Annotated in this window: 19 protein-coding genes and 1 pseudogene; 15 read left to right on the forward strand and 5 right to left on the reverse strand. The window is 69.5% G+C overall.

Annotated features, from left to right (window positions below):
• The 4 genes and pseudogenes from EDF23_RS19220 to EDF23_RS09855 form a co-directional block, all read left to right on the forward strand.
• Nucleotides 1-945 (forward strand): annotated as a pseudogene (locus EDF23_RS19220) (hypothetical protein); the annotation flags it as partial.
• Nucleotides 946-992: 47 nt separating this feature from the next.
• On the forward strand, nt 993-1,358 hold the full coding sequence (locus EDF23_RS09845; protein ID WP_131878246.1) for an SMI1/KNR4 family protein: 366 nt from the start codon (nt 993-995) through the stop codon (nt 1,356-1,358).
• A 3-nt stretch (nt 1,359-1,361) separates the two neighbouring features.
• Nucleotides 1,362-1,901 (forward strand): RNA 2'-phosphotransferase, encoded by a 540-nt coding sequence (locus EDF23_RS09850; RefSeq protein ID WP_131921565.1) that lies wholly within the window; start codon nt 1,362-1,364, stop codon nt 1,899-1,901.
• An 87-nt stretch (nt 1,902-1,988) separates the two neighbouring features.
• Nucleotides 1,989-2,771, forward strand: a complete 783-nt coding sequence (locus EDF23_RS09855; protein ID WP_165901091.1) for an ankyrin repeat domain-containing protein — start codon at nt 1,989-1,991, stop codon at nt 2,769-2,771.
• An 88-nt stretch (nt 2,772-2,859) separates the two neighbouring features.
• Here the strand turns inward: EDF23_RS09855 and rmuC are convergent, their stop codons facing one another.
• Nucleotides 2,860-4,122, reverse strand: a complete 1,263-nt coding sequence (gene rmuC / locus EDF23_RS09860) for a DNA recombination protein RmuC (RefSeq protein ID WP_131921566.1) — start codon at nt 4,120-4,122, stop codon at nt 2,860-2,862.
• Nucleotides 4,123-4,311: 189 nt separating this feature from the next.
• Between rmuC and iolC the strand changes: the two genes are divergently transcribed.
• The 11 genes from iolC to EDF23_RS09915 all read left to right on the forward strand — a co-directional run bounded on the left by iolC (nt 4,312) and on the right by EDF23_RS09915 (nt 16,578).
• Complete coding sequence (gene iolC, locus EDF23_RS09865) at nt 4,312-5,343, forward strand: 5-dehydro-2-deoxygluconokinase (RefSeq protein ID WP_123294149.1); 1,032 nt, start codon at nt 4,312-4,314, stop codon at nt 5,341-5,343.
• The gene (locus tag EDF23_RS09870) at nt 5,336-6,292 is read left to right on the forward strand and encodes a deoxyribose-phosphate aldolase (protein WP_200849152.1); all 957 of its coding nucleotides are present in this window, start codon (nt 5,336-5,338) and stop codon (nt 6,290-6,292) included. The genes iolC and EDF23_RS09870 overlap by 8 nt, the downstream gene beginning before the upstream one ends.
• The gene (locus tag EDF23_RS09875) at nt 6,289-7,800 is read left to right on the forward strand and encodes a CoA-acylating methylmalonate-semialdehyde dehydrogenase (protein WP_207895474.1); all 1,512 of its coding nucleotides are present in this window, start codon (nt 6,289-6,291) and stop codon (nt 7,798-7,800) included. The genes EDF23_RS09870 and EDF23_RS09875 overlap by 4 nt, the downstream gene beginning before the upstream one ends.
• Before the next feature lie 8 nt (nt 7,801-7,808).
• Nucleotides 7,809-8,741, forward strand: coding sequence for a 5-deoxy-glucuronate isomerase (gene iolB, locus EDF23_RS09880; protein ID WP_131921567.1), 933 nt, complete (start codon nt 7,809-7,811; stop codon nt 8,739-8,741).
• 17 nt (nt 8,742-8,758) lie between these two features.
• Nucleotides 8,759-10,666 (forward strand): 3D-(3,5/4)-trihydroxycyclohexane-1,2-dione acylhydrolase (decyclizing), encoded by a 1,908-nt coding sequence (gene iolD / locus EDF23_RS09885; protein ID WP_207895482.1) that lies wholly within the window; start codon nt 8,759-8,761, stop codon nt 10,664-10,666.
• 50 nt (nt 10,667-10,716) lie between these two features.
• Nucleotides 10,717-11,643 (forward strand): sugar phosphate isomerase/epimerase, encoded by a 927-nt coding sequence (locus EDF23_RS09890; protein WP_131878260.1) that lies wholly within the window; start codon nt 10,717-10,719, stop codon nt 11,641-11,643.
• Nucleotides 11,644-11,693: 50 nt separating this feature from the next.
• Nucleotides 11,694-12,725 carry a Gfo/Idh/MocA family oxidoreductase gene (locus EDF23_RS09895; protein ID WP_131878262.1) on the forward strand — a complete coding sequence of 344 codons (1,032 nt, stop codon included), beginning with the start codon at nt 11,694-11,696 and terminating at the stop codon, nt 12,723-12,725.
• A 3-nt stretch (nt 12,726-12,728) separates the two neighbouring features.
• A complete protein-coding gene (locus EDF23_RS09900; protein ID WP_123294145.1) occupies nt 12,729-13,598 on the forward strand; it encodes a sugar phosphate isomerase/epimerase family protein in 870 nt (289 codons plus the stop codon).
• The gene (locus EDF23_RS09905; protein WP_123340670.1) at nt 13,595-14,707 is read left to right on the forward strand and encodes a transaldolase family protein; all 1,113 of its coding nucleotides are present in this window, start codon (nt 13,595-13,597) and stop codon (nt 14,705-14,707) included. Before EDF23_RS09900 ends, EDF23_RS09905 begins: the two co-directional genes overlap by 4 nt.
• Nucleotides 14,708-14,853: 146 nt before the next feature.
• The gene (locus EDF23_RS09910) at nt 14,854-16,047 is read left to right on the forward strand and encodes a Gfo/Idh/MocA family oxidoreductase (RefSeq protein ID WP_131921569.1); all 1,194 of its coding nucleotides are present in this window, start codon (nt 14,854-14,856) and stop codon (nt 16,045-16,047) included.
• A 123-nt stretch (nt 16,048-16,170) separates the two neighbouring features.
• Complete coding sequence (locus tag EDF23_RS09915; protein ID WP_131921570.1) at nt 16,171-16,578, forward strand: tautomerase family protein; 408 nt, start codon at nt 16,171-16,173, stop codon at nt 16,576-16,578.
• A 166-nt stretch (nt 16,579-16,744) separates the two neighbouring features.
• Here the strand turns inward: EDF23_RS09915 and EDF23_RS09920 are convergent, their stop codons facing one another.
• From EDF23_RS09920 to EDF23_RS09935, 4 genes are all read right to left on the reverse strand, one after another.
• On the reverse strand, nt 16,745-17,503 hold the full coding sequence (locus tag EDF23_RS09920) for a GntR family transcriptional regulator (protein ID WP_123294141.1): 759 nt from the start codon (nt 17,501-17,503) through the stop codon (nt 16,745-16,747).
• A 95-nt stretch (nt 17,504-17,598) separates the two neighbouring features.
• Nucleotides 17,599-18,057: an SRPBCC family protein gene (locus EDF23_RS09925; RefSeq protein WP_131921571.1), complete on the reverse strand. Its 459-nt coding sequence runs from the start codon at nt 18,055-18,057 to the stop codon at nt 17,599-17,601.
• 83 nt (nt 18,058-18,140) lie between these two features.
• On the reverse strand, nt 18,141-18,779 hold the full coding sequence (locus tag EDF23_RS09930; RefSeq protein ID WP_123294211.1) for an exonuclease domain-containing protein: 639 nt from the start codon (nt 18,777-18,779) through the stop codon (nt 18,141-18,143).
• Between the two features lie 64 nt (nt 18,780-18,843).
• Nucleotides 18,844-19,308 (reverse strand): hypothetical protein, encoded by a 465-nt coding sequence (locus tag EDF23_RS09935; protein WP_131921572.1) that lies wholly within the window; start codon nt 19,306-19,308, stop codon nt 18,844-18,846.
• Nucleotides 19,309-19,396 lie beyond the last annotated feature (88 nt).

A 19,396-nucleotide genomic window follows, 5' to 3' on the forward strand; every position in this document is an offset into this window, starting at 1 on the left:
CGGATCGACGCAGCGAAGCGGCTCGTGGCGGATGCGAAGGGTGACTGGCAGGACGCGGAGCAGCGGACCGCGACGAAGATCGGTGAAGCGGCCGATGCGGGGCTGGGGAAGCAGTCCACGTGGGACAAGATCTTCGGGTCCGAGGCGTGGGAGACCATCGTCTCCATCGCGAAGGTCGTCGTCGCCGTGGGCGGCATCATCGCGATGATCATCCCTGGGCCGTGGACGTTGATCATCGCGGCGATCGCGCTCGTGGTGCTGGCGGACACGTTGTACAAGATGAGCAAGGGCACCGCCGACGGGTGGGACCTCGCGTGGGCCCTCGTCGACTGCGTCCCACTGGCAGGTGGCCTAGGGGTGACGGCTCGGGCGATGCGGATGGCGAGTAAGGGTGGACGGGCGACCTCGCTGTTGCACGTCGGTAGTCGATTCGCACGTGGACGTGATGTGATCGCGAAGCAGGTCAATGCCTTCAGTGCGACGTCCAAGCTGGGAAAGCTGTTCACGCCATTGCAGCGACTCGTTCGGCCGTTCGAACCTGGTGCTGTTCGGTTCTCGCAGAAGTCTGTCTCCTTCAACAAGATCGACCGCACCACCGGTGAGCCGTACACCTACGACGACATCACAAACAGCATGCGCGACGGCGGTTGGCGCGGAGACCCGGTCGACGTGGTGGAGATGCCGGACGGCGTGAGCACCAGCATGGACAACACTCGGATCAGAGCCGCGCGGGAGACCGAAACGCTAGTGCAGGCGCGCGCACACGAACACCACGAACCGTTGACCGCAAGAGAGGTTGAACGCTTCACGAAGCGTGGCCACGCCGAGCCCAGAACGTGGGGCGAGGCCGCTGAGGTTCGGATGAAGTCGCAAGGCACGAATTGGTCGAAAGCGAATCCAGCTGGGTCTCACGACCTCCCGAAGCTCACCGGAGCACCACAGTGAGGGAACGTCGACTAACAACCGTCGAGGAACGGCAAGTCGAGGCGCGCTTGATCGCGCCCGAGGGATTCCAGTACCCCGAGCGCTTCCAACGTGCCCTTGCACAAGACCCGCTTCCCGACATCGATCCCTTCATGTGGACGTCTGAGTACGAGAGCCAGACAGAGAACTGGGCTGACATCGTTGGGGAGCAGTATCCGACCCGTTCCCTCGTGCCCTTCGCGAAGCACCAGGACACGGACGACGTGTTCTGTTTCGACGGTGGCGACCGTTCGGGCAACCCTCCTGTCCTGATCATCCACACGTTCGCTTCGCCCGGGACGGAGTACCGGGGTCAGTGGACGTCGTTCGACGTCTGGTGGGAGGAAATGGAGGAGCACCGAGCAGTGTGGCTCGCGGAGCAGGAAGAGGACTGAGGCATGCCCCGAAAGGACACGTCGATCAGCAAGGCGATGTCGCATGCGTTGCGGCACGAACCGGGTTCGTACGGGCTGGAGCTCGGCGCCGACGGGAGCGTCCCGCTCGCAGATCTCGCCGGGGCCTTGGCGCGGTCGGGCGTGGACGCAACGGTGGAGGACTTGCGCCGCATCGTCGCCGAGTCTGACAAGCAGCGCTTCGCGGTGGAGGGTGACCGGATCCGCGCACAGTACGGCCACTCGACCGACGAGCGCATCGTGAAGCCAGCGATAGTGCCGCGACCGGTGCTCTGGCACGCGACTTCTCCCGCGGCGGCTGAGTCGATCCTGCGCGATGGTCTCTTGCCCATGGGGCGCCAGTACGCGCATCTGACGACTGATCGAGAGCTGGCGATGCAAGCGGGTCGACGCAAGTCTCCCGCTCCCGTCCTGCTGCGGGTCGATGCGGATCGCGCGCACCGGGAAGGCGTCGAGTTCTCGGAAGGCCACGACCGAGTGACCCTGGCATTGTTCGTTCCCGCGCGGTACCTCTCGGAGAGATGAGAGGTCGATGCGATCGAGATGCTCACTCGTGGTGTTGGCCGATTCGGGACCCGGCGAGGACGTGGAAGGGCTGAACAGCATCATCTTATGAGCACCGCGACGGACAGTTCTGCTTTCTGGGATGCGATCATTGCGGACGATTCGCAGGCGATCGCGAGGATCGCTGCGGAAGGCTTCGAAGGGTCCTCAGCCTCCCGCGCTCATACCGACGCCCTCACGCCCCTCCACTTCGCCGCTCAGCACGGCGCGGTGCATGCGATACGGGCGCTCCTGGACCTCGGGGTGAAGGTGGATGCGCCGGACCGTTGGGGGACGACGCCGCTGCAGCTCGCAGTGGCGAACTCGGGCGGCGGCGGACTCGATCCGGTGAATCTCTTGCTCGATGCCGGAGCGGATCCCTACTCAGTCAACGACCTGGGCGCGACCCCGCTGAGCTACGCTCGGATCCTCGCGGACGCACCCGCCGGACTCATCATCGTGCTGCAGCAGGATCGGATGCTCAAGAGCGATGAATCGGACGCATCAGTCGTGTTCGAGGCCGCGTCGCGTGGGTCGCTCATCGACATGCAATCGGCAATTCGAGCCGATCCGGGCGCGCTCAACTCTGCGGTAGCTGGAGAGACTCCGCTCCGGCTGCTCGTCCGACGTTCTCTCCCCGTACGACCGAATCGATCGAATCCACATCCGCTCGCGGTGGAGGACGCGGTGGCGGGCGCGAAGGGCATGCTGAGCGCCGGAGCGAAAGCTCGGCTGGTCGGTGCAGACGGCTTCACCGCTCAGGGGCTGGCGCGAGCGTTCCTGGCACCGAAGCCGTTGATCAAAGTGCTCGACCGAGCGGCGAAGGAGGAGCGGGGAAGACGCAATCAATGATCGGAAGGCATTGAGACGTCGCTGCGACGGCTCCGGATCGCTGCACGAACGGAGGTGACCGGCGCGGATCGACGCCGCGAGCGGACGGTCAGTCCTCGTCGACCGCCCCCACCAGCTCCGGCGCCGTGAGCAACCGCGGCTCGTCCTCGATCGACGCCGGGTCCGCGATCACCTTCGACTCGTCGAGCAGCGACAACCGCCGTGCACTCGGCAGCACCTGCCGCTCGAGCGACCCCACGAACCGGTTGTAGTCGACGACGGAGCCCCGAATGGAACGCCCGAGCTTGTCGACGTGCCCCGCCATCGTGGACAGTCGGCCGTAGAGTTCGCGCGAGACCCGGAAGAGCTCGTGCGCCTCTTGCGAGACGACGTCCTGCTGCCACGAGAACGCCACGGTCTTCAGCACGGACCACAGGGTCACGGGCGAGGCGAGCGCGATGCGCTTGCGGAAGGCGTGGTCGAGCAGCCCGGGGTCGGCGGCGAGGGCGCTCGAGATGAGTGACTCGGACGGGATGAAGGCGACGGTGAGCTCGGGGGAGGCGTCGTACCCGGTCCAGTACTCGCGCGCGGCAAGGGCGTCGACGTGCGCGCGGAGCGCCTTGACGTGCTGCCCGATGAGCGCGTCGCGCCGAGCCCCCTCGGCACCGGTGGCGGTCGCCGGGATCTCGGCGGCCTGCAGGTAGGCGCTGAACGGCACCTTGGCGTCGACGGCGATGGTCTTGCCGCCGGGCAGGTGCACGACCATGTCGGGCCGGGCGGTGCCGACCGAGGTGGTGACCGAGGACTGCACGTCGAAGTCGACCCGTTCGAGCAACCCGGCGGCCTCGACCACGTTGCGCAGCTGCGTCTCGCCCCACACGCCGCGGGTGCTGTTCGACGACAGGGCGCTGGCCAGGGTGTCGGCCGTGGCGCGCAGGCGTTCCTCGGACTCGGCGGCCGAGCGGAGCTGGGCGGACAGGGCGCCGTACTGCTCGCTGCGGGACTGCTCGAGCTCGGCGATCTTCGTGCGCATGACGTCGAGGGTCTGCGCGACGGGGCTGAGGGCGGACAGCACCTTCGACTCGTTCTGGTTCCGGGCCGAGTCCGCGCCGTGCATGCGCTGCACGAGGTGCTCGAGCTCGGCCGAGCGCCGTTCGAGGGAGTCGACCTGTCGGCGGTACTGGGCGTCCTGCGCGTCGAGGCGTTCCTCGGCGTCGCGCCGGACCTCGTCGAGCCGTGTGCGGAGCGCCTCGGCGCTCGCGCGCGACGCGGCGGCGTCGACGCCGGCGCGCGACCGCGCGAGCGACCAGGCGACGACCGCACCGACGGCGATGCCGATCACGAGACCGATGACCAGGGCGAGGATCTGCATGTCGTGACCTTGGCAGGACCCACCGACACCGGGCCTCCCGGCACACCGACGCCGGGCCTCCCGGCACACCGACGCGGCCACGCGCCCGGCGGGACCAGCCCCGAAAACCATGTCATGACATTAGGGCAAACACGGTGTACAGTCGTGAACGTCCGCCGATGAAGCCGCACGGAAGGTCCACCACGTCGCATGACGAACCCCGCTCCCCACGCCTACGACGTGATCACGATGGGACGCGTCAGCGTCGACATCTACCCGCAGCAGACCGGCCCACTCGAAGACGTCACGACGTTCTCGAAGTCCGTCGGCGGCAGCGCGACCAACGTCGCCATCGCCGCAGCGCGCCACGGTGCCGACGCCGCGGTCATCACCCGCACCGGCAACGACCCCTTCGGCCGGTACATCGCCCGCACCCTGCCGGAGTTCGGCGTCGCGAACGCCTTCGTCGAGACGGTCGAGGGGCTGAACACCCCCGTCGCGTTCTGCGAGATCTTCCCGCCGGACGACTTCCCGCTGTACTTCTACCGTGCCCCGAAGGCGCCGGACCTGATGATCACGGCGAAGTCGCTGCCGCTGCACGAGATCGAGCGGGCGAAGATCTTCTGGACCACGGTGACCGGCCTGAGCGAGGAGCCGAGTCGGCAGGCACACCACGTCGCGTACGAAGCGCGCACAGCCGCGCAGAACAGCACGAAGAACCACACCGTCTTGGACCTGGACTACCGCTCGATGTTCTGGTCGAGCCCCGAGGCCGCGACGCGCGAGGTCGCCGTCGCCCTCGAACACGCCACGGTCGCCGTCGGCAACCGCGAGGAGTGCGAGGTCGCCGTCGGTGAGACCGACCCGGTCCGTGCTGCCGACGCCCTGCTCGAGCGCGGCGTCGAGATCGCCATCGTCAAGCAGGGCCCCAAGGGCGTGCTGGCGAAGACCCGCGACGAGTTCGTCGAGTTCCGCCCGCACCACATCGACGTCGTCAACGGGCTCGGCTCGGGCGACGGCTTCGGCGGCGCGCTGACCCACGGCCTGCTGCAGGGCTGGGGTCTCGAGCGGATCCTCGCCTTCTGCAACGCCGCCGGCGCCATCGTCGCGACCCGGTTCGAGTGCTCGACGGCGATGCCCACGAGCGACGAGATCGAGTCGTTCATCGCCAGCAACCCCGCCGACGGCACGAACCACACGAGCACGGGTGCGACCAACACCGAGGAGAAGACCCATGCCTGAGATCAGCCCCGCTGACTTCCAGCGCCTCCGCGACATCCGCGCCGGACAGCCCGAACTGGTGCGGTCCGTGCTCGACGCTCGGCACAAGCGCTCCCTGCTCGCCGACGACGGCAAGCTCTTCATCGTCGCCGCCGACCACCCGGCACGCGGCGCCCTGGCGGTCCGGAACGACGAGTCCGCCATGGCCGACCGCTACGACCTGCTCGAGCGGCTCGTCACGGCGCTCGGTCGCCCCGGCGTCGACGGGGTGCTCGGGACGCCCGACATCCTCGAGGACCTGGCACTGCTCGGCGCCCTCGACGGCAAGGTCGTCGTCGGGTCGATGAACCGCGGCGGGCTGCGCGGCGCGACGTTCGAGATGGACGACCGCTACACCGCGTACTCGGCGCAGGCCATCAAGGACTCCGGACTCGACTTCGCCAAGCTCCTCGTGCGCATCGCCCTCGAGGACGCGGGCACGGCCCCGACGCTCGAGGCCACGGCCCGCGCCGTCAGCGAGGCCGCCGCACTCCAGCTGCCGATCATGCTCGAGCCGTTCATGTCCGCGTGGCAGGACGGCCGGGTCGTGAACGACCTGACCGCCGACGCCGTCATCACCTCGATGGCGATCGCCGCGGGCCTGGGGGAGTCCAGCGCCTACAGCTGGCTGAAGATCCCGGTCGTCGACGACATGGAGCGGGTGATGGCGGCGACGACGCTGCCGACGCTCCTGCTCGGTGGCGACCCGTCGAGCAAGCCGCTCGAGACGTACGCCAAGTGGGCTGATGCCCTGGCCCTGCCCGGCGTGCGCGGCCTGGTCGTCGGCCGCACCCTGCTCTACCCGCCGGACGGCGACGTCGCCACCGCGGTCGACGTGGCCGCCGGCCTCGTCCACACCGGGAGCGCCGGCACCGCGAACGCCGGCACCACGCACGAACAAGCCACCACACTCGAAGGAAGCAACGCATGACCACCACGGAGACCGCCACCACCACCGTCGGCCACTGGATCGGCGGCAAGCACGTCGAGTCCGCGTCGGGCAACAGCGCCCCCGTGTACGACCCGGCCCTGGGCGTCGCGACGAAGCAGGTCGCCCTGGCGAACGAGGACGAGATCCAGGCCGCCATCGCGAGCGCCAAGGCGGCGTTCCCGGCATGGAGCAACCTGTCGCTCACCAAGCGCCAGCAGATCCTGTTCTCGTTCCGCGAGATCCTGAACCGCGACAAGGGCGAGCTCGCCGAGATCATCACGAGCGAGCACGGCAAGGTCATCGACGACGCCCTGGGTGAGATCGCCCGTGGGCAGGAGGTCGTGGAGCTCGCGACGAACATCCCGAGCCTGCTCAAGGGCGAGTTCTCCGACCAGGTCTCGACCGGCATCGACGTGTACTCGATCCGGCAGCCGCTCGGCGTCGTGGGCATCATCAGCCCCTTCAACTTCCCGGCGATGGTGCCGCTGTGGTTCCTGCCGATCGCGATCGCCGCGGGCAACACCGTCGTGCTGAAGCCGTCCGAGAAGGACCCGAGCGCCGCCATCTGGCTCGCCGAGAAGTTCTCCGAGGCCGGTCTCCCCGACGGTGTCTTCAACGTCCTCAACGGCGACAAGCTGAGCGTCGACGGCCTGCTCACGAGCCCCGACGTCGAGTCGATCTCGTTCGTCGGTTCCACGCCGATCGCGCAGTACGTCTACGAGACCGGCACGAAGCACGGCAAGCGCGTGCAGGCCCTGGGCGGCGCGAAGAACCACATGCTGGTGCTGCCGGACGCCGACCTCGACCTGGTCGCGGACAACGCCATCAACGCGGGCTTCGGCTCCGCCGGTGAGCGCTGCATGGCGATCTCGGTCGTCGTCGCCGTCGAGCCGGTGGCCGACGAGCTCATCCAGAAGATCAAGGACCGCGCGGCCACCCTGCGCATCGGCGACGGTCGTCGCGGATGCGACATGGGCCCGCTCGTCACGAAGCAGCACCGTGACAAGGTCGCCTCGTACATCGAGGTCGCAGAGCAGGACGGTGCGGTGGTTGTGGTGGACGGCCGCACCGTCCGACCCGACGGCGACGAGAACGGCTTCTGGCTGGGCCCGACGCTGATCGACCAGGTCCCCACCACGAGCCGCGTCTACGCCGAGGAGATCTTCGGCCCGGTGCTGAGCGTCGTCCGCGTCGCCACGTACGAAGAGGGCCTCGAGCTCATCAACTCGGGTGCGTACGGCAACGGGACCGCCATCTTCACCAACGACGGCGGCGCTGCCCGTCGCTTCCAGCGCGACGTGCAGGTCGGCATGATCGGCATCAACGTCCCGATTCCCGTTCCGGTCGCGTACTTCTCGTTCGGCGGCTGGAAGAACTCGCTGTTCGGTGACCACAAGGCGTACGGCGCCGACGGCGTGAGCTTCTTCACCCGCCAGAAGGCGATCACGAGCCGCTGGCTCGACCCGTCGCACGGCGGCATCAACCTCGGCTTCCCGTCGAACAACTGAGCCGCAGCATGGCGAACGAACAGCACGAGCACGACCAGTGGTTCATCCCGAAGGGGAGCCGGCCGGAGGCCGGCTGGACCGACGTCGTCGACGGCCGCATCGCAGGATGGGCGCACACCGGGCTCCGGACCGGCACCCTGACGGACGGTGACCCGACCGGCACGCGCGAGTTGCGCCTCCCGGCCGACGCCGTGGAGCGCATCGTCGTGCCGCTCGCCGGGTCGTTCCACGTGACCCACGTGGGCGCCGCCGGGGACGGCGACCAGGCCCTGCAGGGGCGCGCGAACGTCTTCGAGGGCCCGACCGACGTCCTGTACCTCGGATCGGGCACCGCGGCGACGATCACCGGCGCCGGCCGGTTCGCGGTCGCCGAGGCGCCCACCGACACCGTCAAGCCGACCACGTACGTGGCCCGGCAGGACGTGCCGGTGGAGCTCCGCGGTGCCGGGCAGTCCAGCCGGCAGGTGCACAACTTCGGCACCCCGGCGGCCCTCGACGCGGACAAGTTCATCGTGTGCGAGGTGATCACGCCGGCCGGCAACTGGTCGTCGTACCCGCCGCACAAGCACGACACGAACGTGCCGGGCGAGGAGTCGAACCTCGAGGAGATCTACTACTACGAGTCCGCGGTGGCCCAGGGTGTCTCGGCTCCGGCCACCGCCGACCCCTTCGCGCTGCACCGGACGTACGCCTCGGACGACCGTCCGATCGACGAGTTCCGTCAGGTTCGCACCGGCGACGTCGCGCTGGTGCCCCACGGCTGGCACGGTCCCGCCGTCGCCGCCCCCGGCTACGACATGTACTACCTCAACGTGATGGCCGGGCCCGACCCGGAGCGCGTCTGGAACATCACCGACGACCCGGCGCACGGCTGGGTCCGCCAGGCCTGGGCGAGCGAGCAGCTCGACCCGCGCCTGCCCTACGAAAGGAAGCACGCGTGACCACCAACACGCGCCGGATGACCGTCGGCCAGGCACTCGTCGAGTTCCTGGCCAACCAGTGGACCGTCGACGGCGACGTCCGCGAACGCACCATCCCGGGGATCTTCGGCATCTTCGGGCACGGCAACGTCGCCGGCGTCGGACAGGCCATCAAGCAGCTCCACGTCGAACAGCCCGGCCTGCTGCCGTACCACCAGGCCCGCAACGAGCAGGCGATGGTGCACGAGGCCGTCGGCTTCGCCCGCATGCACCGCCGCCGTGCGACCTTCGCCGCGACGGCGTCGGTCGGCCCGGGCGCCGCGAACATGCTCACCGCTGCCGCGCTCGCGACGACGAACCGGCTGCCCGCACTGCTGCTGCCGTCGGACACGTTCGCGACGCGGACCACCGACCCGGTGCTCCAGCAGATCGAGCTGCCGCACGACACCTCGATCCAGGTGACGGACGCGTTCCGTCCGCTGTCGCGCTACTTCGACCGCGTCGAGCGCCCCGAGCAGCTGTTCTCGATCGCCCTCGCCGCGATGCGCGTGCTCACCGACCCGGCCGAGACCGGTGCCGTGACCATCGCCCTGCCCGAGGACGTGCAGGCCGAGGAGTTCGACGTCCCCGTCGCGTTCCTGCAGCCGCGCGAGTGGCACATCCGTCGTCCGCTGCCCGAGCACGGGCCGCTGGCGCGTGCCGTTGCCGCGATCCGGGGCGCGCAGCGTCCGGTGATCGTCGCGGGCGGCGGCGTGCTGTACTCCGGCGCGGAGCGCGAGCTCGCGGCCTTCGTCGAGGCCACCGGCATCCCGGTCGGCACCTCGCAGGCCGGCGGCGGCTCGCTCGTCTGGGACCACCCGCAGTACCTCGGTGGCATCGGCGCGACCGGCACGGCCGCCGCGAACGCGGTCGCCGCGCAGGCGGACGTCGTGATCGGGATCGGCACGCGCTACAGCGACTTCACGACCGCGTCGCGGACCGCGTTCCAGAACCCGGACGTCACGTTCGTGAACGTCAACGTGGCCGCGTTCGACGCCTACAAGCACGGTTCGCAGCTGCCGCTGATCGCGGATGCCCGGGAGGCCCTGGTCGCGTTGACCGCGGCGCTCGCGTCGTCCGGGTCGTCACCCGCAGAGCCCGCGTTCGTCGTCGACGCCGCCTACGCTGCGGAGATCGCGTCGCTGAAGGCGGCGTGGGACGCAGCCGTCGACGGCGCGTTCGCGCCGTCCGGCGCCGACCTGCCCGGTCAGCCGGAGATCATCGGCGCCGTGCAGTCGGTGTCCGACCCGCGCGACGTCGTCATCCAGGCGGCCGGCTCGCTGCCCGGCGACCTGCACAAGCTCTGGCGCGTGCAGGACGCCCTCGGCTACCACGTCGAGTACGCGTTCTCGTGCATGGGCTACGAGATCGCCGGCGGCATCGGCGTCCGTCGTGGAGCCCCGGACCGCGACGCGATCGTCATGGTCGGCGACGGCAGCTACCTCATGCTGCACACCGAGCTCGTCACCGCCGTGGCCGAGGGCATCAAGATCATCGTCGTGCTCATCCAGAACCACGGGTACGCGTCGATCGGGCACCTGTCCGAGACCGTCGGGTCCGAGCGCTACGGCACGAAGTACCGCTACCTGGACGAGACGCAGTCGTTCGACAACGGCGACCCGCTGCCGGTCGACCTCGCGGCGAACGCGCGGTCGTACGGCGTCGACGTGATCGAGGTCCAGCCCGGCCCGGACAGCATCGAGGACCTCAAGGCCGCGGTGCGCCAGGCGAAGGCGAACGACCACACCACCCTCGTGCACATCAACTCGGACCCGCTGGTCTACGGCCCCGAGGGCGACGGCTGGTGGGACGTGCCGGTGGCACAGACCTCGACGCTGTCGAGCACGCAGACCGCCCGCGCCGAGTACGAGCAGCAGGTCGCCGCACAGCGCCCGCTGCTCGGCTAAGCACCACCGTCCACCACACGCACCACACCCAGAAAGCAGACGACGACGTCATGACCGACACCGCCACCGCCACCGACGCCATCCGGATCGGCACCGCCCCCGACTCGTGGGGCGTCTGGTTCCCCGACGACCCGAACCAGGTGCCGTGGAAGCGCTTCCTCGACGAAGCGGCCGCAGCCGGGTACGAGTGGATCGAGCTCGGACCGTACGGCTACCTGCCGACCGACCCGTCGCAGCTGTCGGACGAGCTCGAGTCGCGCGGGCTGAAGCTGTCCGCCGGAACGGTGTTCACCGGGTTCCACAAGGGCGAGGACCAGTTCCAGCGTGCCTGGGACCAGGCCGTGGCGGTCGCGGGTCTGGCAGCGAAGCTCGGCGCCCAGCACCTCGTGACGATCCCGGACCTGTGGCGCTCGGACGCCACGGAGGAGGTCCTCGAGTCGCGCACCCTGACCGACGAGCAGTGGGACCGCCTCGGCAAGGGGCACGACCAGCTCGGCAAGGCGCTGCTCGAGGAGTACGGCGTCCACCAGCAGTTCCACACCCACGCGGACAGCCACGTCGGCACCTACAAGGAGACCGTGCGGTTCCTGTCGGAGACTGATCCGGCGTACACGAACCTCTGCCTCGACACCGGCCACTTCGCGTACTACGGCGGCGACAACCTCAAGCTCATCGCCGCGCACCCGGAGCGCATCGGGTACCTGCACCTCAAGCAGGTGGACACCGACCTGCTCTTCGACGTGCTGAAGAACGACGTCCCGTTCGCCACCGCCGTGTCGCAGGGGATCATGACCGAGCCGCCGCACGGCACCCCGGAGCTCGCCCCGATCATCGAGGCCGTCGCGAAGATCAACCCGGACGTCTTCGGCATCGTCGAGCAGGACATGTACGGCTGCTCGGTCGATGCCCCCGGCCCGATCGCCGAGCGCACCTTCCAGCACATCTTCGGTTCCACGTCCGCCGCCCGCGTGTCCTGACCGGCCCCGGCAGCCGTCCACGCAGCGTCATCTACCCCAGGAGCACCGCCATGAGCACCACTGACAACCTCCGCGTCGCCGTCGTCGGCGCGGGCGCCATGGGCAGCGACCACATCCGTCGCATCACCTCGACCATCGCCGGCGCCGACGTCGTCGCCATCGTCGACCCCGACTCCGGCCGTGCGACCGCCGCCGCGGCGAAGGCGCCCGGAGCGATCACCGCGGCATCGTTCGAGGAGGCGCTCGACGCCACCCCGATCGACGCCGTCATCGTCGCGACGCCCGGCTTCCTGCACGAGCCGGTCCTGGTGCCGGCGATCGAGCGCGGTCTCGCCGTCCTGTGCGAGAAGCCACTCACGACCTCGGCCGAGGACTCGTTGCGGATCGTCGAGCTCGAGCAGGCGACGTCCGACCGTCCGAAGATCCAGGTCGGCTTCATGCGCCGCTTCGACAAGGGCTACCAGGAGCTGCGCGCGCTGCGCGAGTCCGGGGCCAACGGCGCCCTGCTCGCGCTGCACCACGCGCACCGCAACCCGACCACGCCGCCGAACTTCAGCGAGTCGATGCTCATCCACGACTCGGTGATCCACGAGATCGACATCATCCCGTTCATCACGGGCGAGGCGATCACGAGCGTCGAGGTCAAGAAGCCCCGGAAGAACTCGCTCGCCCCGGCCGACCTGCCCGAGCCGCAGTTCGTGCTGTTCACCACCGAGTCCGGCACCATGGCGATCGTCGAGATCAACGTGAACGCCCAGTTCGGCTACCAGGTCACGACCGACGCGGTGTTCGAGTCCGGTGTCGCGTACATCGGTCGCGAGACCTCGCTCAACCTCGTGTCGCAGGGCGTCTCCGGCCAGGGCGTCACCCCGTCGTTCGTCGAGCGCTTCGGTGCTGCCTACGACGAAGAGGTGCAGCGTTGGGTCGACGCCGCGCGCACCGGTGGCATCGACGGTCCGAGCGCCTGGGACGGCTACACGGCGTCGGTCGTCGCCGAGGTCGCCGTGCGTGCGCAGCAGTCCGGTGCGCACGAGCCGATCACGTACGCCACCGCGAAGCCCGCGTTCTACGAGACGGCCTGATCGATGCCGAAGATCGCACTCGACCCCACGCCGTACCACCACGACCTGTCGCTGCTGGAGTTCCCGCAGAAGGTGGCCGACCTCGGCTACGAGTACCTGCAGCTCACCCCGCACGAGGACTTCATCCCGTTCTACCGGCACCCCACGGCCGACGACGACCTCGTCGACGCGTTCGCCGCGGCGTGCACGACGGCCGGGGTCCAGGTCGCGTCGGTCCTGCCCGTCCTGCGCTGGGCCGGCCCGGACAAGGAGGCCCGCGAGGCCGCCGTCAAGAAGTGGAAGCGGGTCATCGAGATCACGAAGCGCCTGGGCGTGGACACGATCAACACGGAGTTCTCCGGCCGACCCGAACGCGCTGAGGAGTCCGAGGACCAGTTCCACTGGGCGATGGAGGAGCTCCTGCCGATCATCGAGGACTCCGGCATCCGGGTCCTCATCGACCCGCACCCCGACGACTTCGTCGAGGACGGGCTCGAGGCACTCCGGGTGATCCGCGGGCTGAACTCGAAGAGCATCGGCTTCGTCTACGTCGCCTGCCACACGTTCCACTACGGCGGCAACATGGACGAGATCATCGACGCCGCGGGCGACTCGCTGCAGCTCGTGCACGTCGCCGACGCCTACGACCACCACCGGTCGCACGGCCTGCGCTACATCACCAACCCGCCCGGCAACCCGGTCCGCGTGCACCAGCACCTGCCGGTCGGCCAGGCGGACGTCGACTTCGACGCCTTCTGGGCCGCCCTCGACCGGGTCGGCTTCACGGCGCGCGAGGACACCGTCGCGGTGTCGAGCGTCTTCGCCGAGGACGAGAACGCCGACGAGGTCTCGCGCTTCCAGCTCGACACGATCAAGAAGGGACTCACACGATGACCGACACCCTCTCGTCACCGGCGACCACCGACGCCGACGTCCGACCCGTCACGCTGCAGGCCGCGTCGCAGACCGTGACCGCCCTGTGGAACGACTCCGCCGACCCGCGCGAACTGTCCACCGCGATCCACGAGTACGGCGCCGTCGGGGCGACCTGCAACCCGGTGATCGCGTACACCTGCATCAAGCAGGACCCGGAGACCTGGGTGCCGCGCATCCGCGAGATCGCCGCGGAGCACCCGACCGCGGGGGAGTCCTGGATCGGTTGGAAGGCCGTCGAGGAGCTCTCCATCGCGGCGGCCGAGCAGCTGCTGCCCGCGTTCGAGGCGTCCGGCGGCCGCAACGGTCGCCTGTCGATGCAGACCGACCCGCGGTTCCACCGCGACGCCGACGCCCTGGTCGAGCAGGCCGTGCGGTTCTCGCAGCTCGCCCCGAACATCATCGTGAAGATCCCCGCCACCAAGGTCGGCATCGCCGCGATCGAGGAGGCCGCCTACCGCGGGGTCTCGATCAACGCGACGGTGTCGTTCACGGTGCCGCAGGTCGTCGCCGTCGGTGAGGCCATCGAGCGTGCGCTCGACCGTCGTGCCGCCGACGGGCTGCCCGACCAGGAGTTCGGCCACGTCGTCACGCTGATGGCCGGCCGGTTCGACGACTGGCTGAAGACCGTCGTCAAGCGGGACCACGTCATGGTCGACCCCGGCATCCTCGAGTGGGCCGGCGTCGCCGCGGTGAAGAACGCCTACCGGGTGTTCCAGGAGCGTGGCTTCCGGTCGCGCGTGCTCGTCGCCGCCTTCCGGAACGCCTTGCAGTGGTCGGAGTTCCAGGGCGGGGACCTCGTCGTCTCGCCGCCGTTCCAGTGGACGAAGGACATCAACGCGAACGCGTTCCCGTTCCGTCCGGACGCCATCCACGACGAGGTACCGGCCGACGTCATCGCGGCCCTGCGCGCGGCGACGCCCGAGTTCGCGCGCGGGTACGACGTCGACGGCATGACGATCGACGAGTTCGACCGGTTCGGTGCCACGGTGACGACGCTGCGCCAGTTCCTCGACGCCGACGCGCAGCTCGACGCCCTGGTGCGGGACATCATCTTCCCGCCGAACTGAGCCGAGCCACTTCGTGAGCAGAAGACGTCGGGTCGCCCCAGGTGACCCGACGTCTTCTGCTCACGGTCTTTGTACTGACAATCCACGAGCGATCCCGTACGATGGTTGGCGCGCTCCAATCGGCGCCCACGAACGAAGGAGTTCCCATGGACAGCATCGGTGTCGGCCTCATCTCAGTCGGCTGGATGGGGCGGCTGCACTCCCGCGCCTACCGCGCCCTGCCGGACCACTTCCCGGAGCTCGGCGTGCAGCCCCGGCTCGTCGTCGCCGCGGACCCGATCGAGGCCGCACGTGACCAGGCCGTCACCCGCCTGGGCTACGAGCGGGCGGTCGCCGACTACCACGAGGTCCTCGCGGACCCAGCCGTCGACGTCGTGTCGATCTGCTCGCCGAACTTCCTGCACCGCGAGATGGCGGTCGCCGCTGCCGAGGCCGGCAAGCCGTTCTGGATCGAGAAGCCGATGGGCCGCTACGCCAGCGACTCCCGGCAGATCCACGAGGCCGTCCAGCGCGCGGGCGTCATCACGAGCGTCGGGTTCAACTACCGGCACGCCCCAGCGATCGAGCGGGCCCGCGAACTCGTCCGCAGCGGCCGCCTCGGTCGGATCACGAACGTGCGCGGGTCGCTGCTCGCCGACTACTCGTCCGACCCCGCGGCGCCGCTGACCTGGCGCTTCGAGCGTGAGCGTGCCGGTTCGGGTGTGCTCGGTGACCTGCTGTCGCACGGCCTCGACCTGGCGCAGTACGTCGTCGGTCGGATCGCCAGTGTGAGCGCGCTCGCCGAGACCTTCATCCAGGAGCGCCCGAAGCCGGCCGCGGGCATCGTCGACCGGAGCGCCGCCGCCACCGGCGACCTCGGCCGCGTCGAGAACGAGGACTACGCAGCCCTGCTCTTCCGCTTCGAGGACGGCGCCGTCGGCACCATGGACTCGAGCCGCGTCATGCGGGGGCCGCACGCCGAGTACACGCTCGAGATCTACGGCACCAGGGGGTCGGTGCGGTGGGACTTCCAGCGTCTCAACGAGCTCGAGGTGTACCTCGACGGGCAAGAGGTGGACGGCTACGCCACGCACTACGTCGCCGCGGGTGACGGCGAGTTCGAGCGCTTCCAGCCCGGCGCCGGCACGGCCATGGGGTACGACGACCTGAAGACGATCGAGGCCGCTCAGTTCATCGCGAGTGTCCGCCGCGGGGAGCAGCTCGCCCCGTCGGTCGCCGACGGGCTGGCTGCTGCGTCCATCGTCGAGGCGGCGGAGGCGTCCCTCGCCGACGGTGCGTGGCACGACGTCGCGCGCGTCGACGGACCGCTCACCTACGCAGCGGCGACCCCCGTGCTCTAGACGGTCGCGGACGACGGACGGGAGGCGCGGTGCCCAGCTGGCACCGCGCCTCCCGTCTCTCTGTTCTTGACTGTCAATCCATGTTAGTTTGTCAGGACAAAGTCCCGAACTGCAGGAGGCACCATGCCGCTCGTCCGTATCGACCTCGCCACCGGCCGCACGCCGCAGGCGGTGCGCGCCATCGCCGACGCGATCCACCAGGCCATCGTCGACGTGTACACGATCCCCGTGCGCGACCGGTTCCAGGTGATCACCGAGCACCCGGCGCAGCAGATCATCGCCGAGGACGCCGGCCTGGGGTTCGAGCGGACCGAGGGCGTCGTCGTGATCCAGGTCTTCACGCAGCGCGGGCGCACCGACGAGGCGAAGACGACGCTGTACGCGGCCATCCACGACGCCCTGGCGGCGATCGGTGTGGCGTCCGAGGACGTCTTCATCGGCTACGTCGAGAACGGCCCGCAGGACTGGTCGTTCGGCTTCGGCCGTGCCCAGTACGTGACCGGCGAGCTCGGCGTGCCCGCGCTCGCCTGAGCGGGGTCCGTCTGTCTGCCGGTCCTGCGCCCGCTCGCTCCGTCTGCCGGTCCCGAGGTTCCGAAATCTCGGCATCTCGAGGCGTCCAGCGGCCATCCGTGGAACCTCGGCGTCACGCGTGCGGCAGTTCGTGGAACCTGGACGTCACGCGGTCAGCGCGAACTGCCTACTTGTCGACGAGGGTGACCTCGAACGAGTAGCGGTCGGGGCGGTAGCAGTGCACGCCGTACTCGACCGCGCGCCCCGAGGCGTCGTACGCGGTGCGGCTCATGGTGAGCACGGGGTCGCCGTCCTCGATCTCGAGCAGACCGGCCTCTTCGTCGGTGACCGCGCGGGCACCGATCCGCTGCTTGGCCACCCGCATCGTCACACCGCGACCGCGGAGCAGCTGGTAGAGCCCGTGGTCCTGCAGGTCCTGGTCGGTGATCTCGAGGAACTCCGGCGGAAGGTAGTTCTCGAGGATCGCCATCGGGACGTCCTCGGCGAACCGCACGCGGCGGATGTGCGCGACGATCGTGCCGGGCTCGATGCTGAGGGCTGCGGCGACCTCGTCCGAGGCAGGGACGTCGTTGCGCTCGAGGAGTTTCGTCGCCGGTGCCTGTGACCCCTGGGCCAGGTCGTCGTACAGGCTCGTGAGCTCGACCTTGCGGGTCACCGGGCCGTGCACGACCTGTGTGCCGATGCCGCGGCGGCGGACGAGCAGACCCTTGTCGACGAGGTCCTGGATCGCCCGGCGGATCGTCGGGCGGGACAGCCCGAGGCGTTCGCCGAGCGCGATCTCGTTCTCGAGACGGGCGCCGGGAGGCATCACACCGGAGCGGATCGACTCCTCGATGCGCGAGGCCACCTGGAAGTAGAGGGGCATGGGACCCGACCGGTCCAGGTCCATGAACAGGTCGGACGGCAGCTGGCCTTCGTTGGTCATCGCGGTCCTTCGGGGAATTGCGGGTTCGGCATCGATGCCGAGGGATTGTCGTGACAATACCACCGGGTGCCCTGCTCCCCGGTGTGCCACTCCCGTCAGCGCTCGACCGCAGCCTTCAGCTTGGCGAGGCCCTTCTCGAAGTCGCCGCCGAGGAACTTGTCCATGTTGACGAACACCCCCATCACGCGCGACATCACGTTCTGCGGGCTCGTCATCGACCAGACGACCCGCGTGCCGTCGGTCGCTTCGTGCAACCGGAATGCGACTGCGCTCGACGACTTGAACGGTGCGGTGAACTGCAGGGCGACGTCCACCTCGGTGGCATCGACCCGTGTGATCGCCATGGACCCGGCGCCGGCCTTGCGGTTGCCCTTCCAGACGTACGTCGAGCCGACCGTCCCCGGTTCGCCGGCGTACGTCCGCTGCAGCGCGGGATCCTGCCCCTCCCACGGCGACCACTCGACCCAACGGTGCAGGTCTGCCAGGTACGGGGTGATGTCCGCGGCGCGAGCCGTGATGACGGTCTCGCGTTCGATCGTGGTGGGCGCAGCCATGCGCTGAGCGTAGTGCTGCTGTCGAGGCCGCGACAGGGACCTTCGGCTCGGCCGGCTCGGTCGGCTCGGTCGGCTCGGCCGGCTCAGTCGGCGAAGACCATCGGGCGGTTCGACAGCCGTGGCTGCGGCGTCGAGGCCTTGGGCTTCTCGGCTCGGGCCCGGACCGGGGCGATCGTCACGCGGGTCGCTGCACCCAGGGCCTCGACCGTGTCGGTGCCGTGGTGGCCGGCGGCGTGGATGACGATCGCGGCGCACGCCTCGGCATCGGCGGCGGCATCGTGGTGCTGGAACCCCTCGAACCCGGCGGCCATCGCGGCGACCGGCAGTCGGTAGGAGTCGAGCGTGTAGGTCTTACGGGCCACCGCGAGCGAGCACATCGAGTGGTGCTCGGCGAGGTCGATGCCGGTTGCCGAGCACCCACCGGCGATGACGCCCATGTCGAACCGAGCGTTGTGCGCGACCAGGACGTCACCCTCGGCGAAAGCCACGAGGTCGGGGTACTGCTGCTCCCACGTCTTCGCGCGCACGACGTCCTCGGCGACGATCCCGTGGATCCGGGTGTTCCACTCGAGGAACGCGTCGTGTCCGAACGGTGGGCGGATGAACCACGACGCCCGGTCGACGACCCGGCCCGCGCGGACCTTGACCAGTCCGACGGAGCACGCACTGGCGGGCGAGCTGTTCGCGGTCTCGAAGTCGATCGCGGTGAAGTTCAACGGCACGGTTCCGATCGTCGCACGGGGCGCCGACATCGCCGGAAGCCGCCTCGGCGTTGCGGCCGGACGCTCAGCGGCGGCGTGCCGACCGGGAACCGCTGCGCCAACGTCGCGCCGTCGCGCGCCAGGTCGCCGTCCGACGCGCACGTTCGCGCTTCCAGTACGGCGCGAGCAGCGTGCCCACCATCTCGAACGCCACCGCGACGCCGTCCAGACGCCAGCGCAGCGGCAGGCTCTCGACGTGTTCGGTGAGTCCGGCGGTCAGGTCGCCGGTGATGACCGGGAAGCCGGAGTCCCGGGGGAGGGGGATCCCGCGGAAGCGGTCCTCCTCGGCGTAGTCGATCGTGTCGTCCTCGGGGTCGTAGACGACCAGGACGTCCGCCTCGAGCTCGGCCATCGCGTCGTGCAGCTGCTCGAGCTCAGCGCGGGAGGCCTGCTCGAGGGCGGCGAGGGTCTCCGGAGCGAAGCGCTGGCGCAGCCCCGGCGCTCCCATGCCCACCGAGTGCACACCGCGCTCGTCGCGTTCGAACCACATCGACGTCCTCCTGTTCCGTCGCCCGGTCCGGACGACGGGGACCACGCTGCCACGACCGGCTCGCGCTGGTTCTGACGGACGGACTGGA

This window comes from Curtobacterium sp. PhB128 (genome assembly GCF_004340725.1).
GTDB lineage: Bacteria > Actinomycetota > Actinomycetes > Actinomycetales > Microbacteriaceae > Curtobacterium.

What these genes read in the sequence shown, in the direction of transcription:
- EDF23_RS09850 (WP_131921565.1), top strand. Translation starts at nt 1,362, where the DNA reads ATGCCCCGAAAGGACACGTCGATCAGCAAGGCGATGTCGCATGCGTTG.
- EDF23_RS09855 (WP_165901091.1), top strand. Translation starts at nt 1,989, where the DNA reads ATGAGCACCGCGACGGACAGTTCTGCTTTCTGGGATGCGATCATTGCG.
- rmuC (WP_131921566.1), bottom strand. Translation starts at nt 4,122, where the DNA reads ATGCAGATCCTCGCCCTGGTCATCGGTCTCGTGATCGGCATCGCCGTC.
- iolC (WP_123294149.1), top strand. Translation starts at nt 4,312, where the DNA reads ATGACGAACCCCGCTCCCCACGCCTACGACGTGATCACGATGGGACGC.
- EDF23_RS09870 (WP_200849152.1), top strand. Translation starts at nt 5,336, where the DNA reads ATGCCTGAGATCAGCCCCGCTGACTTCCAGCGCCTCCGCGACATCCGC.
- EDF23_RS09875 (WP_207895474.1), top strand. Translation starts at nt 6,289, where the DNA reads ATGACCACCACGGAGACCGCCACCACCACCGTCGGCCACTGGATCGGC.
- iolB (WP_131921567.1), top strand. Translation starts at nt 7,809, where the DNA reads ATGGCGAACGAACAGCACGAGCACGACCAGTGGTTCATCCCGAAGGGG.
- iolD (WP_207895482.1), top strand. Translation starts at nt 8,759, where the DNA reads ATGACCGTCGGCCAGGCACTCGTCGAGTTCCTGGCCAACCAGTGGACC.
- EDF23_RS09890 (WP_131878260.1), top strand. Translation starts at nt 10,717, where the DNA reads ATGACCGACACCGCCACCGCCACCGACGCCATCCGGATCGGCACCGCC.
- EDF23_RS09895 (WP_131878262.1), top strand. Translation starts at nt 11,694, where the DNA reads ATGAGCACCACTGACAACCTCCGCGTCGCCGTCGTCGGCGCGGGCGCC.
- EDF23_RS09900 (WP_123294145.1), top strand. Translation starts at nt 12,729, where the DNA reads ATGCCGAAGATCGCACTCGACCCCACGCCGTACCACCACGACCTGTCG.
- EDF23_RS09905 (WP_123340670.1), top strand. Translation starts at nt 13,595, where the DNA reads ATGACCGACACCCTCTCGTCACCGGCGACCACCGACGCCGACGTCCGA.
- EDF23_RS09910 (WP_131921569.1), top strand. Translation starts at nt 14,854, where the DNA reads ATGGACAGCATCGGTGTCGGCCTCATCTCAGTCGGCTGGATGGGGCGG.
- EDF23_RS09915 (WP_131921570.1), top strand. Translation starts at nt 16,171, where the DNA reads ATGCCGCTCGTCCGTATCGACCTCGCCACCGGCCGCACGCCGCAGGCG.
- EDF23_RS09920 (WP_123294141.1), bottom strand. Translation starts at nt 17,503, where the DNA reads ATGACCAACGAAGGCCAGCTGCCGTCCGACCTGTTCATGGACCTGGAC.
- EDF23_RS09925 (WP_131921571.1), bottom strand. Translation starts at nt 18,057, where the DNA reads ATGGCTGCGCCCACCACGATCGAACGCGAGACCGTCATCACGGCTCGC.
- EDF23_RS09935 (WP_131921572.1), bottom strand. Translation starts at nt 19,308, where the DNA reads ATGTGGTTCGAACGCGACGAGCGCGGTGTGCACTCGGTGGGCATGGGA.